Origin of the sequence: Candidatus Palauibacter sp., assembly GCF_965237495.1 — a bacterium.
Taxonomy (GTDB): domain Bacteria; phylum Gemmatimonadota; class Gemmatimonadetes; order Palauibacterales; family Palauibacteraceae; genus Palauibacter.
The window spans coordinates 2,395,892-2,412,685 of record NZ_OZ250143.1; the positions used below are offsets into that span (position 1 = coordinate 2,395,892).

Consider the following 16,794-nt stretch of genomic DNA (forward strand, 5'->3'; position numbering starts at 1 on the left):
CGGCGTCGCAGTTCTCACCTCCCTTCTCGTCGCACGCCCGTGACGGCGTGCGCGCCTAGACTAGACGAGGACGCACTTCTTGGCGATGCACCGAGAGAACCGGATGTTACAGTCCCAGCCACCGTTCACGACGCATTCGCCCCATTCCTGCGCACATTCGCACAGGCAGTCGCCGGAGTAGCACGCCGACGCCGACGCCGCCTGGCCGGGTTGGGCCAGGATGGCGGTGCCGAGCACGAGGTTGAGGCCCAACAGCACCCATCGTCGCTTTCGCATGATCTTTCCTATCTTCAGGTCGGGAAGGCCGGATCGCGGATCGCCACCGTGGCCGGCCGCGATCCTCCGGGACGGGCCCTCCGTCCTCCGCCTCCCGAGGTCCACACGCCAGCTTGCTTCAGCTCGTGAACGCAGCGTCATCAGGCCCCGACAGGGACCGGAATGGACGACCGGGTGGCGGTTTCCCGTGCTTCGGGCGGGCCGGTAGGTTCCGGGGTCCCGGGTTCCGAGCAGGAGAGAGTTGGCAGATGATCACCACGTACTTTGGGAGTCTCGTCATCGGCGGCGACGGCCAGACCCGCGGCCGGTACGGCGCTTTCCCGAGGGGCGGCGCCCGCCTGCACCGAGACCTCCTCGCGGCTCTCCTCGCAGCCCTGCTCGCGGTCCCCGCCGCGTGCGCACCCGATGCCGGGGGACCCGGCTCCCCGGGCTCCGGCGCCGGCGTCGAACCGCGGGCGGACTACGCCGAGGTCGCCGCGGCGCTCACCTCGATGATCGAGCGGGAGCGCGAGCAGAAGGGACTCGAGGCGTTCTCCATCGCGCTCGTGGACGGGGACGACGTCGTGTGGGCGGCCGGCTTCGGGGCGCAGGATCCCGAGCGCGGCATCCCCGCCTCGGCGGAGACCGTGTACCGGGTGGGCTCCGTGTCCAAGCTGTTCACCGACATCGCGGTCATGCAGCTCGTCGAGCGAGGCGAACTCGATCTCGACGTGCCGGTCAGGGACTACGTGCCCGACTTCGCGCCTGAGAACCCGACCGGCACCGGGATCACGCTGCGCCAGCTCATGTCGCACCGCTCCGGGCTGATCCGGGAGCCCCCCGCCGGCCACTACTTCGACGACACCGGCACCGACCTCGCCGCCACCGTCGCGAGCCTGAACGGGACGCCGCAGATCTACCCGCCGACGGAGCGCACCAAGTACTCCAACGCCGGGATCGCGGTCGTCGGCTACACCCTCGAGGTCACGAGGGGCGAGCCGTTCGCCGACTACGTGCGCCGCGCCGTCCTAGAGCCGCTCGCGATGACGAGCAGCGCGTTCACGCCCGAACCGGAGGTCGTCGACGACCTCGCCAGGGCGTACATGTGGGGCTTCGACCGCGGCCTGTTCGACGCACCCACCTTCGAACTGGGGATGTCCCCGGCCGGCAGCATGTACTCGACCGTGCTCGACCTGTCCCGCTTCATGTCCGCCCTCTTCCGCGGGGGCGAGGGCGAGAACGGCCGGATCCTCCAGCCCGAGACGCTCGAATCCATGTGGGCCCCGCAGTTCGCGGCGGTGGGGGCGACGAGCGGCTACGGCGTCGGGTTCGCGGTCCAGGAGCGCGCCGGTCAGCGCCGGCTCGGCCACGGCGGGGCGATCTACGGCTTCTCGACCCAACTCGCCTTCCTGCCCGAGTCCGGGATCGGGGTGGTGGCGGTCTCCGCGGTCGACGGAACGAACACGGTGACGGGACGCGTGGCCGACGCCGCGCTCGAGTTGATGCTCGCGGCGAAGGCGGGCGGGCCGCTCCCCGAGGCGCCGCTCCTCGGCACCGACCCCATCGATCCGGCGCTCGCGCTCGAATTGGAAGGCGTCTACGGAGAGGGAGACGACGGCGTTGAACTCGACGCGCGAGGTGGCCGGCTGGCGTTGACCCCGCTCCGTGGCGGCGCGACCCTCAATGTCCGCACCCGGGGCGACACCCTGATCGTCGACGATCGCCTCGCGTTCGGTGCCCGCTACCTGCGGGACGGCGACGACCTGCTCGCCATCGGGGATGCGCCGACAACCGCGCCGGGAACCACGCCCGGCGACGAACCGCGGCGCCTGGCGCGGCGCACCGAGACCGGGCCTCCCCCCGAGGTCCCCGCCCGCTGGGCCGGACTCATCGGGGAATACGGGTGGGACCACAACGTGCTGTACATCCTGGAGCGCGAGGGCCGCCTCCACGCGCTCATCGAGTGGTTCTTCCTCTATCCTCTCGAGGAGGTGTCGCGCGACGCGTTCGCCTTCCCCGACTGGGGGCTGTACCACGGCGAGCGGCTCGTCTTCACGCGGGACGCCGAGGATCGGGCCACCGAAGTGGAGGCCGCCTCCGTCCGTTTCGCGCGCCGCGAGGTGGGGACCGAAGCGGGCGGCACCTTCCGGATCGACCCCGTGCGCCCGGTGGCCCAGCTGCGGGCCGAAGCCCAGGCCGCCTCACCCCCGGCCGAGACCGGGTCGTTCCGGGAGTCCGAACTCGTCGAGGTCACGTCCCTGGAACCCGGCATCCGCCTCGACGTCCGCTACGCGACGACGAACAATTTCATGTCGTCCGTCTTCTACGACGAGCCGCGCGTCTTCCTGCAGCGCCCCGCCGCCGAGGCCGTCGCCCGGGCCCACCGCGCGCTAGCCGAGCACGGATACGGGCTTCTGCTCCACGACGGATACCGGCCCTGGTACGTGACGAAGATGTTCTGGGACGCGACGCCCGAGTCCGACAGGATCTTCGTGGCGGACCCCGCCAGCGGCTCGCGCCACAACCGCGGCTCGGCGATCGACCTCAACCTGTTCGACCTCGCGACCGGCGAGCCCGTCGACATGGTCGGCACGTACGACGAGTTCTCCCCGCGCTCGTTCCCGAACTATCCGGGCGGTACCTCCCGGCAGCGCTGGCTCCGCGAACTGCTGCGGCGGACGATGGAGGCAGAGGGGTTCACGGTGTACGAGGCCGAGTGGTGGCACTTCGACCACGACGACTGGCGCTCCTACGCGATCCAGAACGCGACCTTCGATGAACTGGGGCGCTGACGGCGGACCGCAGCGAGAGAGCGCTAGGGCTTGAAGCGCTGCAGAAGGTTGTACGCCATCTCCTGGAAATGCCTGAGTGTTCCCTCCTCGACGCCGCAACGCTCACTGCCGATCGCGATCGTCCTCCGGTTCAGGTCCACCGTGATGTCCGTGAATCGCTCGCGTTGCACATGTGCATCCAGTGCCGCGAGGAAATCATCTTTGTCGTGTACCCCCAGCGCGAACTCCATGGTCAGGTACGGTCTCTGCATGACGGGATTTCTCAGTTGCAGACGAACGTCTTTGAGGTGAAGATCGTCGAGTGCGAGGTCGGTCACCGTGATCTCACTCATGTTTTGGATCCCCTCCGTTGCCGAGCAAGGACGAACACCGCGCTGTTGCGAGGCCGTTATGGCTGTACTTGGCGTTAGATGGCTCGAGTCGGCGGGACATTACATGAAGCGATCTCGGAGATTTAGGCGCTGCCCCCGGGCACCGATGTGACTATCGACCGTAACATACTTTCCCGTATTGGCTTACGTAACTACGGACGGCGCGGTCCGGTGAAGGTCGCTGGCTGAGGCTCGTCGCCGCCGCGAGGCTTTCGGCTCTTGCCCGGCCTCATAAGCCGCCCCTCCGAGTATCGTGCGGATCGAGTCGCGGTCGAACAGCTTGCGGAGCGATCCGAGTTCGCCGGCCTCCGCGCTCCGCCGTCCCGCCGACGTGAATGGATAGACCACGGACCGAGAGAGCCTCACTCATCCGTCCGTGCACGCTCGAATCGGTGCGCTCGCGGCGATACGCCGGTAAGGCATGAAGCGGTGCGCCCTGGGGTAACAGGAGACGCCCGAGAGCGGCGGTTTTCGCGGCGGAGAACCATCCAACCGGAAGATCCGACCATCGATCCTACCCGGCTCAAGGACGACAAGCAGGTCATGCCTAATGTAAGTGATGCTACAGTACATGCAAACGATGCCGAGAAAACCCCCATCACCGAACGAACCCAAGCTGTTCCCCGACGCGATGTCGTCTTCTTCGTGGGAGTCTGCTCAGCGGGTTACCATCACTCCGATACCTGCATACCTGACCCCCCACGGGCAGAATCGCCCGTGGGGGTCAGGACTTCAAATCAGAACGGATCATCCAGCCGGAGACCTGCTCGCCGCAGCGCGGCATCGATCAGGTCGAGAATTCGCAGATTCTCGGGGCTGTTCATCTGAGGTGGTTCGTAAAGGTCCGTTACCTGACCATCCCGACTCACCCGCGTGACCGGCACCCAGAGAACATCGTTCGACAGATCGATCGCTGTCCCTTGGTCAGCCGCAGCATCCGCGGACACTTCGGGAGCAGCTCCCGGTACTCTGTACGCCTCAGCTGTGAAGTCCGTGGACACCGTCCAGCCCAGATCCGTCAGTGAGTTGAAGGTGACCGCGCTGAGCGGAGATGGATGGTTCTTGTAAGGCGTCATCAGCTCGCTACGCATGCGAGCCTCCGACCAGTGGACACCGAACGAACCTCCACCACCCTCAGTCGCAATAGGTGCGCCATCCAGCGGGAACAGAGAACGGGTTCCGCCTGAATCCTTCCAGCCCTCAAAAGCCTGTACGCCCAGATAGGCGATATCAGCTCCATTCAGAAGCTTGTTCGGAGAGAATCCAGCTACAAACGGATATCTGCTCGCCGAGTGATACCTGTCACCACCCGGGTCGTAGGACAGACCACCGATCGGCGCCTTATCGTACCACGTCCAGCCGATACCAAGAAGATGGCCCATCTCATGCAGCACCGTTCCGTATGTGCCACCCGGAGTGCTGTTCAGATAGTCCATGTCCGCGCGATCCATCACGAATCGACCCATGACCGGGAGCTCCGATGCATTGCCGTATGAGCCGTCGCGTTCCACGCACACGGAAGCACTCGCCAGAGTCCCTCCGTCGCCATCAATCGAGATCGCGCCGATGATCATGATGATATCGTCGACCACGGACTGCCTCTCGGGGAGCCTGAAACCCCTACAGCTGAGCCGCGATCCGTTCGGATCAAGTGGCACATCCGGCGCATCCCGCAGAGCCGACTCCCAATAAGCTGCCGCTCGATCGATCACGCTCGACAGAGGTTCACGCTGCGCATCCCCCACCTTGACAATCTGGATATTGAAGTTCGTTCCATCGATCTGCTCAACTTCAACAGCGATCGTCAAGGACAGACTCTGCGGTCCATCAGCAGCAGTAACGGTAATCACGGTCGTGCCCATCGCTACCCCTGAAACCGTCAGTTCCGCTCCGTCCACAACAGCCGTCGCCACTGTAGTATCGGCCGAGTTTGCCGAGTACGTGAGAGCGCGAGTCGCGACCTCGCCACGCACGTAGCTAGTCAGGTCTGCTGTCCATGTAGCGACCTCCGGACGCGTCGTGCTGCCCAGAGAGAGACCGATATCACCGAAGTCCTTCACGATGACCGGCAGTCTGTTACCGCCCTGTCCCGGCTGTCTGTAAAGGATCGCCTCGCCAGCACCCTGCTCCGAGAATGCGAGCGCCAAGCCCGTGATATCATCCGAGAGACTCTCGCCCAGAGTCGCTCGCAGAAGGACTTGCTGCGACTGATCGGTTCGAGTCACGGACGTCCAATCCGAGTAGTTCGAACCCGGCGGGATCGAGAGAGAGAGCTCATCTCCATCCAAGTTTTGTCCATACACTCGGAACGACAGCGCTGCCGGTAGCGAAGCATCCGTACGCACACGGACCAGAGTGTCATCCTTTACCTGCAACCTCGACGCGATCTGGAACGGTGCGCCCGGATTCTTGTTCAGGTGTAGTGTCGTCAGGTTGATGCCCTCGAAAGCCGCAGGATCGAGAGTTGCGATCCGATTACTCTCGAAGTGCAGACCACGGAGATTCGGGAATGTCAGAGCACGAGCGACATACCGGGCCGTCGCATACCTATTCCCCGTCAGATCCAGATTGATGAGCGCCGTCGGGGGTGTGACGCCCGAGAAGAGCCTGTGCATACGCTTCGCGACCAGACCCAGATTGTTCAGATACAGGCCCTCAAGCGTTGCTACCTGGGCTCTGAGCAGTCCATCAGGAAGACCACGGTCTCCCAGTTGCGGAAGGTTCACCAGACGCAGCTGGGTGAGATTCGACAAGTCCTTGAACGCGTCATCATTGATCGTGGTCAGATGCGGGAAGTCTCTGATCCTCACATCCTTCACGCCGGCAAAAACTCTCATCGACGACCTCGTGAGCCGCGTGGCATGAAAACCACCGAGCTCGATGCGATCCACACCTGACAGCGGACCGAAGGCTCCAGCCGCAATCACGACAGCGTTCACCTCTCGGGTCGGGTCGTCGTTGCCATGGGCATCCATATGCAGCATAGCCGACTTCACAGCCGCGTTGATCCCGTGGAACATCTGGGTAGGAATCGTGTGAAGTTGCCAGTCGCTGAGCGTAAGGTGCTCGACGGCATTCAGGTCCCGGAACAGGCTATTGCTCCACGCCGACCCCTCACCCTCGAAGCCCGCGAGCGTGAAGCGCTTCACCGCAGTTAGACCAGCGAAGTCTCCGAACTTGAAGTCCGCCGTCTTCTGCGAGTTACCCAGATTCGCCGCGAACGTTTTGATGGACGAGATCGCCCCATCGGTTAGTTCGTAGCACTCCGAACCATACCAGCGCGCATCCTGGATAGCTCCGATACGGTAGCTGCGGTGGAGGCCCGGGTGCCGATCACAGACACCCTCGGCAATTCGGAGATCCGCATATGAGCCACGCGACGCGAGTTCCACATCATTCGGAACGATAGCCGTGATCCTCACCACCTCCGATGAGGCAGGCTCGACGTGAGCGTCATCCACAACCACAACCCCGACCGTTCCATACTGATCGCCGTCCGCGATCACGATCGTCGTCGCGTTCGAGTCGAGGAACGCGGCATCTCGGTTTGTCAGCGCTTCCTCAGCGTATCCATGTCGACCCACCGAGGCCGGCAGCGGCTGAGCAGTGAGAGTGAGAGGAATCCGCACCTCCCCATCGGCCGGTGCCTGAAGAATCGCACGGACATAGACCGTGTCGCCCTCCTGTACAGACCTGTCCGAATCGATCAGATCCAGCGCCTGCTTACCGCCCGGCAGAGATGCAAGTACCGTGATGTACAGCTTACGCTTCACGAAGGCGATCCGCGGTGAGGTCACGAACGTCTCGATCTCGTAGACCCCAAACCCGGCTGATCGGCCGACGATTCGCACTCCAGTTCTGCCGCTTTCAATATAGGGCTCGATTTTCACGATTCCCGCATCACCGGAGACATGACGCACGTCGTTTCTCGGCAGACCGTTGTTGTCCCAGAAGATCGTGTCACCCAGAGCGAGAATCGGCGAATCAGCAATCGGCGGCGGTGGAGGCGGAACCGTCACGACGACATCGCGCATCCATGTGATTGAATTCGCGTCCAACCACATCAACCGGAGGCTGGCTGTTCCTTCTCCCACCGCCGTGATGGTCGCACCCGTACTGGTTGCCGCCGCCGTGACGATCCTCTCGTTACCAGAGGTGTAAGAGACCGATACCGGTTCGTAGCCCACATTCACCTCATGGGAGCGTCCGATCTTGAGACGCTTGATGCTGTCAACGGGAGGTGGAGGCGGTTCCGGAACCGTGAGCGTGAGACGCTTCCTCTGTTTCGAGGGCATCAGGGATGGATCGTCCCACGTCAGCAGGTGTTCGGATGTTCCTTGTGCAAGACCAAGAATCTCTGCTCCCGTACTCGTCGCCGTGACACGAGCAGAGTTCGCATCCCCACCTGTGTGTTCCACCGTCGGCTGATGGCCTACCGTGACCGTATCAAACGCACCCACTGCAACGGTCAGCGAGTCAGTAGAGGCCTCGGCAAGAACCTCGATGTACAGGTGGCGAAGACCAGCCACCTCTCCCTGACCGTAGTTCTGCCACGTCATCCGCCATGTCGCCACGCCTGTTTCATTCCCCGCAGCCCGTGCGCCATGAACCCTGTTCTCGTGATAGGCAGTCACCGTCGCCACATCTTCGTCACCGCCGAGATGTGTGACCGTCACCGCCGAGATGCCACCTGATGGAACATCTATCTGCCCACCGATCTCAAGCTCCAGAGTGTCGGTGGGTACGTTTCCATCCGTGACCGTGATCACCACATCCCGCTGCTGCGTCTCAGCATCTCCGTTCGTCCACTCCAGCCGGAAGGTTGCTGATCCAGCGGCAACTCCCGTGAATGTCGCTCCGGTGGTCGTTGGAGTGGCTGTCACCAGTCCATCATCACCGTCGGTCTTCGAAACCGTCGGCTGGTACCCGACATCAACGGTGTGCGTCGCACCTACGGTCACCAGAGCCCGCTCCACAGGCACAGCCACCGGCGGCGTTCCAGAGCCCGCCGTGACCGTGATACTGACACTCAAGCCGAACGAGTATGGAGCAGTGGAATAATCGTCCCAGACGACATCCCATGTGGTAGAGCCCTCCGCGACTCCGGTAACCTCCACCGAATGGACACCACCCGGATCGGTCGTCATGCCCCGAACCGTGGCGATCAACGGATCACCGCTACCGCTGACAACAAAAGGCGGTCCATACGGTGACGTAGTCTCCACAACGTAGGTTGCCCCGACAGCAACAGAGACGTTCGCCGTGTCCTTCTGGGGAGCATTCACTGAGCCGGGTGCCGGCACCTCGCTCGGTGCCACGGCTTCAGTCTCAGCGCACGCAAGACCGACCGTTACAGCCAGAGCAAGAGCCAGCCCCGGCCTTTTGGGACATTGTTTCATCCGTGCATGCGCCTCCGCAGGCATGAATCGCCGTCGCGCGAACCACAGGATTCGACGCGACAGTACATCTTGTAGCTTACCCATCTAATCGCTCCTACTTCGTGTTGCCGACGGGCCCGTTACCCGCCAGATGCTACTGAATCCGGGCGGATCATGTCCGTGGAATCGCATCGGTCCGCCCGGGGTCCTCGGCATCATCCGTGATCCAGACTATGTCGAGATCCGGCAATGCAGCGCCGAACTGGTCACGGACGACAGCACGGATCGTCATCGGTCGCCCAGCGCCCCGAAGGTTGCCGTTGCCTGTGTGAGTTCCACCAAGGTGGGCTCAGGCGGTGGTGGAGTCGGGGGCTCCAGCCCCAGAGGGCTTTCAAACGAGGATCAACGAACGTGCCGTCACCTGACGCTGCATTCGCCGCACCAAACTCTTGACCTTTGAACTCAAGCCTCGTGAGGTCGATCCGGAGCGATGTTACCTCGCGTCACTACTTATATTGGGAAGCGACATCGCACATCTACCTACTGTAACTCCATCGGCGCGACCACAACGGCGTGAGCCCTCGAGACTGGCGGAGCCGCCGGCCGTGGACGGCGGCAAGGCAGGCCCTCTACGTCGTCAGGTCAACCCCAGGATTTCGATTTGAAGTGACCCCCAAGAGTTGGACACCCGACCTCCGGGTTTATTGTGCTGCTCAGCCCTCGCGGTAGAAGTCCTCGATGATAGTCAGGGGCGGCCGGTCTCCGAGGGAAGAAGCTCTCCATCTCCGGGTTGTCCCTCGGTCCGCGGAGGGCGTAGGAGAGTCGCGCGCCCGCCGACAGCAGCTGGCCGGTCCACTCGTGGCGACGGATGGGTCTCATGACCTTCGCCCCGGGGTTATCCTTCACACCTAGTCGGCGCAAACCAAGGCCTGTGAAGAGAGCGCCGTAGCCTTGGCGCGCGTGGCAGTGGACATGGGTTTCTCTATCTTTTTAAGAGTCTCCGATCCAAACTCCTTGCTCTCGTTGTCTTGGATGCCACGAACTAGCCGAACCTTACATGAGATGATGAGGGGAAAGATGATGAGGGGATGAAGTGACCCCCAAGAGTTGGACACCCCACCTTTGTGACGTTTGACCTCCGGGCGCGGTGCTGCGCGGGGTAGAGCCTGGCAGACCGGAAGGAGGTTGACATGGCACGGCGGCGGTACACGCCCAAGCTGAAGGCGCAGGTGGTGCTGGAGGTCCTGACGGGCGGGAAGACGCCCGGCCAGGTGGCCAAGGCGTACGGAGTGCACCCGAACTCGGCACAGCTCTGGAAGCGGCGCTTCGTGGAGCGGGCGCCGGAGGTCTTCGCCGGGGACATGGCGGTGAACGAGTACGAGCGCCGGATCCGGGACCTGGAGCAACTCCTGGGCAAGAAGGAGGTGGAGATCGCCCTTCTAAAAACTTCTTGGGCACGCCACGCTGTGGCCCCCTACCCCTTTCCGGCTGACACGTGGTTTTCAGGATCTGGACGGCCGTGCCCGGCGAAGAGGTATCCCGCGGCCGCGAGTGCCCCCGTCTTCTTCACCTCCATGTGCCGCTCACGGTACTCCGGATCGAAGCGCTCCAGCGCCTCGATCTGCTCCTTGCTTGGCTCGAACTAGCCCTCCCGGACCGTCTTCTCCAGCCGCAGCAGCCAAGTGCAGATTTAACAATGGGTTACGTACGGCGGCGACCGCACGCGAGTGGGGGTTGTACCCGCAGGAGGCGTCACCGACTCGAGTGTTGCGCGTGCCGCTTTCGGCAACTTCGGGCGGCCCGGTAGGTTCCGTATGCTGAACGAAGCATGCACGCCGCGTCGAACGCGACGCGCTGGGCGCTGGGAAAAGGGAAATCGCTCATGCTCTCGGCATACATCTTCTGTGTTCTGGTGGGCGGCGGCTTCCTGGCGCTGTCCGTGTTCGGCGACTTCCTGGACGGGATGGACATCGATGTGGATGTCGACGTTGACGGGGAGATCGACGCGGGGGGCGGGGCCGACGTGGCGAAGCTCCTCTCGCTGCGCACGATCGTGTACGCGCTGTTCGGCTTCGGGGCGACGGGGGCCCTGCTGCACGCCATCTGGGGGGGCGCGAGTCCCACGCTGACGGCGGTCGTGGCCGGCGTCACGGGTCTGGCCTCCGGCGCCCTCATCAGCACCGTGTTCCGCTATCTCAAGCGCTCGGGGGCCGGCACGGCGCTCGGCGCGCGGTCGTTTGTCGGGCTGACAGGGGAGGTGTCGATGGAAATAGGGCCGGACAGCGCGGGTACGGTGAACGTGTTGCGGGGCGAGCGGCGCTACAGCGTTCGGGCCCGCCTGGATTCCACGGGTCCGGACGACGGGCCGCTGGGCCCCGGCCAGTCGGTCGTCGTGGTCGGCATGGCGGACGGCATCGCGACCGTCGTGCCCGTGAACATGAAGCTGCTCGAGGACTGAATCCGGCCCGAGTCGGGTCGACAGAAAAGAGGTTGAGATGGGAGAGTTCCTGAGTTCCCTGGCCGGCCCCGTCGTCGTGGCGGCCGTCTTCATGAGCGTCGTACTCGTGGCGATCATCACCATCAAGAGCTTGATCGTGATCGTCCCCCCCAACCGCGCCGCCGTGATCACGGGCCGGAACCGCATGCTGACCGACGGCCAGTCCGTCGGCTACCGCTCCATCTCGGGCGGACGCACCCTCCGGATCCCGATCATCGAAGCCGTCCAGCACATGAACCTCGAGACCATCCCCATCGAGGTCTCCGTCACCAACGCGTTCTCGAAGGGGAACATCCCGCTCAACGTCGAGGCGATCGCGAACGTGAAGATCGCCTCGGAGCCCGAGTGGGTGTTCAACAACGCGGTGGAGCGCCTGCTGGGGAAGACGGAGACGGAAGTCCGTGAACTGGCCCAGGACACCCTCACCGGGAACCTGCGCGGCGTGCTCGCCACGCTCACGCCGGAAGCGGTGAACGAGGACCGGCTCGGGTTCGCCAAGGCGCTGGCGGAGGACGCGGGGGAGGACCTCGCTTCGCTGGGCTTCCACCTCGACGTGCTCAAGATCCAGAACGTGAGCGACGAACGCGGCTACCTCGAGGCGATCGGGCGCGAGAAGTCGGCCGAGGCGATCCGGGCCGCGGAGATCGCGGAGGCCCAGGCGGAGGCCGACACGCGGGAGGCCCAGGCCGAGGCGAGGCGGCGAGCCGAAGTGCGGGAGGCCGCCGCCTCGATCAAGGTCGCCGAAGCCCAGAACGAGTTGCGCGTGCGCCAGGCCGAACTGGACCGCGAGGGCGAGACGGCCGAGAAGATCGCGCGCGTGAAGGCGCAGGAGGCCGAGGTCGAGGCCGAGAAGGTCCTCGAGATGAAGCGCGTGGAGCGCGAGGAGCAGCGCCTGCGCGCCGACGTGATCGAGCCCGCCAAGGCGGAGAAGCAGGCGGCGTTCGCCCGCGCCGAGGCCGAGGCGGCCCCGATCCTGGAGCGCGGAAAGGCCCAGGTCGAGGTGCTCAGGCGGCTCTACGCGGAGGTCCAGACGGGCGGCGACACGGCGTTCGCCGTGTTCATGGCCGAGAAGCTCCCCGAACTGCTCGAGATCGCCGTCGGCGCCGTGAAGGGCGTGGACATCGACCGGGTGGTCGTCATGGACGGGGGCCAGGGCGAAGGCGTGTCCAATGCCCTCAACCAGCGCGTGCGCGGGGCCTACGGGACGATGGAGGGGCTGGCGTCGGTGCTGGGGCTCGACATCCAGGAGGTCCTCGATCGGGCGGTGGGCTCGGGTGACGCGGACGGCGGCGAGGGGTCGGCTCCGAAGCTTCCGCCAGGCTAACCCAGGCTACTCACACCACTTGCTCGCATACAGTCCGCCGCGGGGCCGATCCCGGCATGGCTGGGTCGGCTGACCAGCGCTGTCCGCGGCGGACTTACGTCGAGACCCATAGCCGCAACCGTACTGTAGTTGCGCACCAAGCCGAGAAGATTCCGAGGTTCAGTAGGCCGAGTCTGGAGATCGATCCGATCCGCCATGCCCGTCCATCCCCGAACGACCGTCATGTGTGCGGCTCGCCCCTGACAACGGCCGACAGCCTCGACGCGGCCTGACGAGGGCCGGCGGGAGCAGCTCCAGGCGAGGCTATTTTGTCCAGACCGCAACGACGCCACACTGCGATGCCGAACCGCCGAAGTCCGCGGGAAGAGAGGCTGCACCCTTGTAGATCTCTATCCCGGAGACTTCGTGAGGCTTTACCCATCCCTTGAAACTCCCAACACGAATGCCATCGAGATAGTTGACCATGGGACAGGACGATCTTCTGTTGATGATACGCCCCGAACGGTCCGCCGAAATGCCCGGGACGAGCATGCTGACCAAGTTGGCGACTTCCAGTGGACGCCAGCGCTCGATGTAGTCCTCCGTGATGAACGTTCCGAGCCCAAGAAGTTCGCCCCATCGTTTTCGCTCGTAGAACCCCTTGATCTCAAGGCGGCGCGACCGGAGCACCGTGGTCACCAGCGGGTCCATCTCGATTGGTGCCGGAACCATGGCGATGTCGACCTCCGTCGTGTGGCCGTTCTCTACCGCAACGACGTGATGAACCGGCGCGTAGCCCAAGCGCTGGGCCTCCAGTACATGCTTGCCGGCCGGCACGCCGCTCATGAAGAACCGGCCCTGGCGATCCGTGTCGACCCATGTAGTCTCGCCGACCAGCGAAACGGCCACCACATGCACGGGGTCATCTGTCAGGGCGTCGCGCACCGAGCCGATAAGGCGCCCCGGGATACCGGTCGCAACGTCAAACGGGATGCGGAGTTCAATCTGGGGCGTCGCCCCGGGCTCAAACAGAACAGACGCCTCGGCGCTCGTATTATCGCCGACCTCCGCCCGCAGGGTGGCATGTTCGGCGTCACGCGGTACGCACAGGAGCAGCAAGCCATCGGCCCGCGTGGACGCCCGAACGGGCGGCGCGGCTGAGTCGCCCCACTCGATGACCACCGTGGCCCCCGGCAGCGGAGTACTCCCCGACTGGTCCGTGACGGCTACGGCCAGTTCCGCTCGGCCGCCACAGTCTACGTCCTCTGTTACGAGCACATAATCTGTCCGGTTCTTTAGCACATAACCTGTCCGGTTTCAACATGGTCTCGGAGGAGGCGGTATGGACCGGACGGAGCTGCCGCGGGCGGCGCGGACGTTGAGGTTCGAGGAGTTGTACCGGGCGTGGCTGCGGGGGGAGATGACGCAGGGGTGGGCGGCGGGCGTTCTGGGGGTGAGCGAGCGGACGTTCCGGCGCTACGCGTCGAGGTACGAGGCGGGCGGTCCGGAGGGGCTTCGGGACGGGCGGGTGGCCGGGGGCTCGCACCGGCGGGCGCCGGCGGCGGAGGTGGCGGCGCTGGAGGCGCTGTACGGGCAGGAGTACGAGGGCTGGAGCGTGCGGCACTTCCACGAGCGGTACGTGGAGGATCACGGTGGGCGCCGGTCGTACACGTGGGTGAAGAACCGCCTCCAGGGGGCGGGCCTGGTGAAGCGTGGCCGGCGTCGTGGCCGACACCGGCTGAGACGTCCCCGCAAGCCCCTGGAGGGGCTGATGGTGCACCAGGACGGCTCCACGCACGAGTGGGTGCCGGGGCGGGTGTGGGATCTGATCGTGACGTCGGACGACGCGACGGGGCGGGTGTACTCCGGGTTCTGCGTGGCGGAGGAGGGGACGTGGTCGAGCTTCCGGGGCGTGCGGGAGACGGTGGAGGCGAAGGGGCTGTTCGCCAGCCTGTACACGGATCGCGGCTCGCACTACTGGCACACCCCCAAGGCCGGGGAGAAGGTGGACCGGAGCAGGCCGACCCAGTTCGGGCGGGCGATGGGGGAGTTGGGGATCGAGATGATCCCGTCGTACTCGCCGCAGGCGCGGGGGCGGTGCGAGCGCCTGTTCCGGACGCTTCAGGGACGCCTGCCCAACGAGTTGGCGCGCGAGGGGATCGCGGACATGGGGGAGGCGAACGAGTACCTCGGGGCGTACTGGCCCCGGTTCAACGCGGCGTTCGGGGTGGAGGCGGCCGGGGAGGGGACGGCGTTCGTGCCGCTGTCGGACGTGAGGCTGGACGACATCCTGTGCCTGCGGGAGGCGCGGACGGTGGGCAACGACAACTGCGTGTCGTACCGCGGGAAGCGGCTCCGGATCGCGCCCCAGCCGCACCGGATCCACTACGTGCGGGCGAAGGTCCGGGTACACGAGTACGAGGACGGGAGCATGTCGGTGTTCCACGACAGGCTCCGGCTGGGCCGCTACGACCGGCAGGGATGTCCGCTGGCGACCTCGAACGGGGCGGGAGGGACGGCGTGACGCGCGACACGGCCCCCGCGGAGGCGAGCGTAGCGAGCCGGAGCGGGGGCCGTGTTCAAACCGGACATGTTACGTGCTACCAAACCGGACAACTTCATTTGCTCCCTACACACAGTCTACGTCCTCTTGCGCCCACACGGGGAGGGCCCCGGCCACTGCCCACATCGGAGCGCAGGCGACCACCCTCCTCACAAACCGGGGACTCCGGGCCGTACGCATCATTCCGCGAGCGGTCACTCAAGCCTCCCGGGCCGCGCTGGCCGCCAGCCCGTAATCGTCGGCAGGCCGAACTCGTCGTGGATCGTCGTCCATAGCAGGATCCGGCACTGGACCTCACGCTCCACTCCGCGTTCCAGCGCCGATGTCGTCACCTGCCCGCTCGAGTCGTCCCCGAACTCGGCCCACAGCACCGCTTGTCTCGGGTCCCCGGGAACACAGACAAGCACGCGGCCAGCCGTGTCCGTCGCCTCGCGCACCGGCATGCGCTCCGCGTCGGTCCAGCGAAGAACCACCGTGGCCCCGGGCAGCACGACGCTCCCGGACTCGTCCAGCACCGTGACGAGAAGAGAGGCCCGGTCACCGCAGTCCGCCTCCTGTGCCGCCACCGGGCCGTAGCCGGTCGCGAACAGGGACACGAGGCCAATGGCGGAGACCCGCGAAGCCCGACGGTGTGCCCTCATCCGACGTTGCATCCGTGGCCATCCTTCATTTGGTCCAGATCACGACGGCGCCGCAGCGTGCATCGGCGGCGCCGTACTCGGCGGGGAGGGACGCGGGTCCCTTGTACACCTCGACCCCGGCGACTTCGATCATCAACACTCCCACGCCAAGGCGTCGGATCTCAATGCCGTCGAGGAACACGCGCATCCTGCAGGGTTTATCGGAAAACCCCGAACTCATTCTCCGATTCTGGAAGTCCGGTCCGATTCCAGGCACGACCATCGCCACCATCGAGTAGAGGCTGCCGGGCCGCCACCGTTCGATATAGTCGGCGGTGAAGAAGTAGCCGTTGCCGGTCAACTCTCCCCAGTGCTTGCGTTCGTAGAACCCCTTGATCTCAAGTCGTCGTAACCTCGTAACCGTGGCAACGATCGGCTCCAGCTCCAAGGGCGACGGCACCAGACCGATATCCACCTCCGTCGTGAGGCCCTGGTTCACCGCGATCGGATAATGGAGCGAAGCGTAGCCGAGCCGCCGCACTTCCTGTTGCTCTCGGCCACGCGGTGGCGCCCGTTCACCATGACGGATACGGCCGCCGTGGCCACCGGATCGTTCGTCTGTGCGTCATAGACGCGGCCGATGAGCCGGCCCGGACTTACCTCCGCGAGCAGAATCCGGAGCTCGACCTCGTGCGCTTCTCCAGGCGCGAACGTGAGGGTCGCCTGCTCGCTCGAGTGGTCACCCAACTCGGCCCACAACACCGCCTCTCGCGCACCTGAAGGTACGCAAATGAAGAACCTCCCGTCCCCCTCTGCCGTCTCTCTCAGCGCTCTCTCCTCCACGTCAGACCAGTGGAGTACGAGCATGGCGCCCGGCATCGCTATGGTCCCGGACTCGTCCAGGACTGTGACTTCGAGAGAAGCCCGGTCGCGGCAGGGTTCTTCCTGTCCCGCCACGCCGGCCACACCCGTCGCCAACAGCAACGAAGACACTATGGCCGCCCGCAGGGGACCC

At 65.0% G+C, this 16,794-nt stretch carries 12 protein-coding genes; 5 read left to right on the top strand and 7 right to left on the bottom strand.

What is annotated here, in order from left to right; translation table 11 throughout:
• Positions 1 to 60: 60 nt before the first annotated feature.
• The gene (locus tag ACPXY0_RS10510; RefSeq protein ID WP_423924487.1) at positions 61 to 276 is read right to left on the bottom strand and encodes a hypothetical protein; all 216 of its coding nucleotides are present in this window, start codon (positions 274 to 276) and stop codon (positions 61 to 63) included.
• A gap of 248 nt (positions 277 to 524) precedes the next feature.
• Between ACPXY0_RS10510 and ACPXY0_RS10515 the strand changes: the two genes are divergently transcribed.
• Positions 525 to 3,047 (top strand): serine hydrolase, encoded by a 2,523-nt coding sequence (locus tag ACPXY0_RS10515; RefSeq protein WP_423924488.1) that lies wholly within the window; start codon positions 525 to 527, stop codon positions 3,045 to 3,047.
• 23 nt (positions 3,048 to 3,070) lie between these two features.
• Here ACPXY0_RS10515 and ACPXY0_RS10520 read toward each other — a convergent pair whose 3' ends face one another.
• Both ACPXY0_RS10520 and ACPXY0_RS10525 read right to left on the bottom strand, forming a co-directional pair.
• Complete coding sequence (locus ACPXY0_RS10520) at positions 3,071 to 3,379, bottom strand: hypothetical protein (protein WP_423924489.1); 309 nt, start codon at positions 3,377 to 3,379, stop codon at positions 3,071 to 3,073.
• Between the two features lie 776 nt (positions 3,380 to 4,155).
• Entirely contained in the window at positions 4,156 to 8,736 is a 4,581-nt protein-coding gene (locus tag ACPXY0_RS10525; RefSeq protein ID WP_423924490.1) for a hypothetical protein, read from the bottom strand.
• A 1,250-nt stretch (positions 8,737 to 9,986) separates the two neighbouring features.
• Here ACPXY0_RS10525 and ACPXY0_RS10530 point away from each other — a divergent pair.
• The 3 genes from ACPXY0_RS10530 (at position 9,987) to ACPXY0_RS10540 (ending at position 12,617) form a co-directional block, all read left to right on the top strand.
• Positions 9,987 to 10,442, top strand: coding sequence for a transposase (locus ACPXY0_RS10530; protein WP_423924491.1), 456 nt, complete (start codon positions 9,987 to 9,989; stop codon positions 10,440 to 10,442).
• 182 nt (positions 10,443 to 10,624) lie between these two features.
• Positions 10,625 to 11,254 carry a hypothetical protein gene (locus ACPXY0_RS10535; protein ID WP_423924492.1) on the top strand — a complete coding sequence of 210 codons (630 nt, stop codon included), beginning with the start codon at positions 10,625 to 10,627 and terminating at the stop codon, positions 11,252 to 11,254.
• A 37-nt stretch (positions 11,255 to 11,291) separates the two neighbouring features.
• On the top strand, positions 11,292 to 12,617 hold the full coding sequence (locus ACPXY0_RS10540) for a flotillin family protein (protein ID WP_423924493.1): 1,326 nt from the start codon (positions 11,292 to 11,294) through the stop codon (positions 12,615 to 12,617).
• 303 nt (positions 12,618 to 12,920) lie between these two features.
• On the opposite strand, the gene ACPXY0_RS10545 is transcribed toward ACPXY0_RS10540, so the two are convergent.
• Positions 12,921 to 13,898, bottom strand: coding sequence for a carboxypeptidase regulatory-like domain-containing protein (locus ACPXY0_RS10545; protein ID WP_423924494.1), 978 nt, complete (start codon positions 13,896 to 13,898; stop codon positions 12,921 to 12,923).
• Between the two features lie 40 nt (positions 13,899 to 13,938).
• Between ACPXY0_RS10545 and ACPXY0_RS10550 the strand changes: the two genes are divergently transcribed.
• A complete protein-coding gene (locus ACPXY0_RS10550; protein ID WP_423924495.1) occupies positions 13,939 to 15,120 on the top strand; it encodes an ISNCY family transposase in 1,182 nt (393 codons plus the stop codon).
• 233 nt (positions 15,121 to 15,353) lie between these two features.
• Here the strand turns inward: ACPXY0_RS10550 and ACPXY0_RS10555 are convergent, their stop codons facing one another.
• The 3 genes from ACPXY0_RS10555 to ACPXY0_RS10565 are packed head-to-tail and all read right to left on the bottom strand — an operon-like array spanning position 15,354 to position 16,658.
• Positions 15,354 to 15,800, bottom strand: coding sequence for a hypothetical protein (locus ACPXY0_RS10555; RefSeq protein WP_423924496.1), 447 nt, complete (start codon positions 15,798 to 15,800; stop codon positions 15,354 to 15,356).
• A 25-nt stretch (positions 15,801 to 15,825) separates the two neighbouring features.
• A complete protein-coding gene (locus tag ACPXY0_RS10560) occupies positions 15,826 to 16,320 on the bottom strand; it encodes a hypothetical protein (RefSeq protein ID WP_423924497.1) in 495 nt (164 codons plus the stop codon).
• Positions 16,275 to 16,658, bottom strand: a complete 384-nt coding sequence (locus ACPXY0_RS10565) for a hypothetical protein (protein ID WP_423924498.1) — start codon at positions 16,656 to 16,658, stop codon at positions 16,275 to 16,277. Before ACPXY0_RS10565 ends, ACPXY0_RS10560 begins: the two co-directional genes overlap by 46 nt.
• Positions 16,659 to 16,794 lie beyond the last annotated feature (136 nt).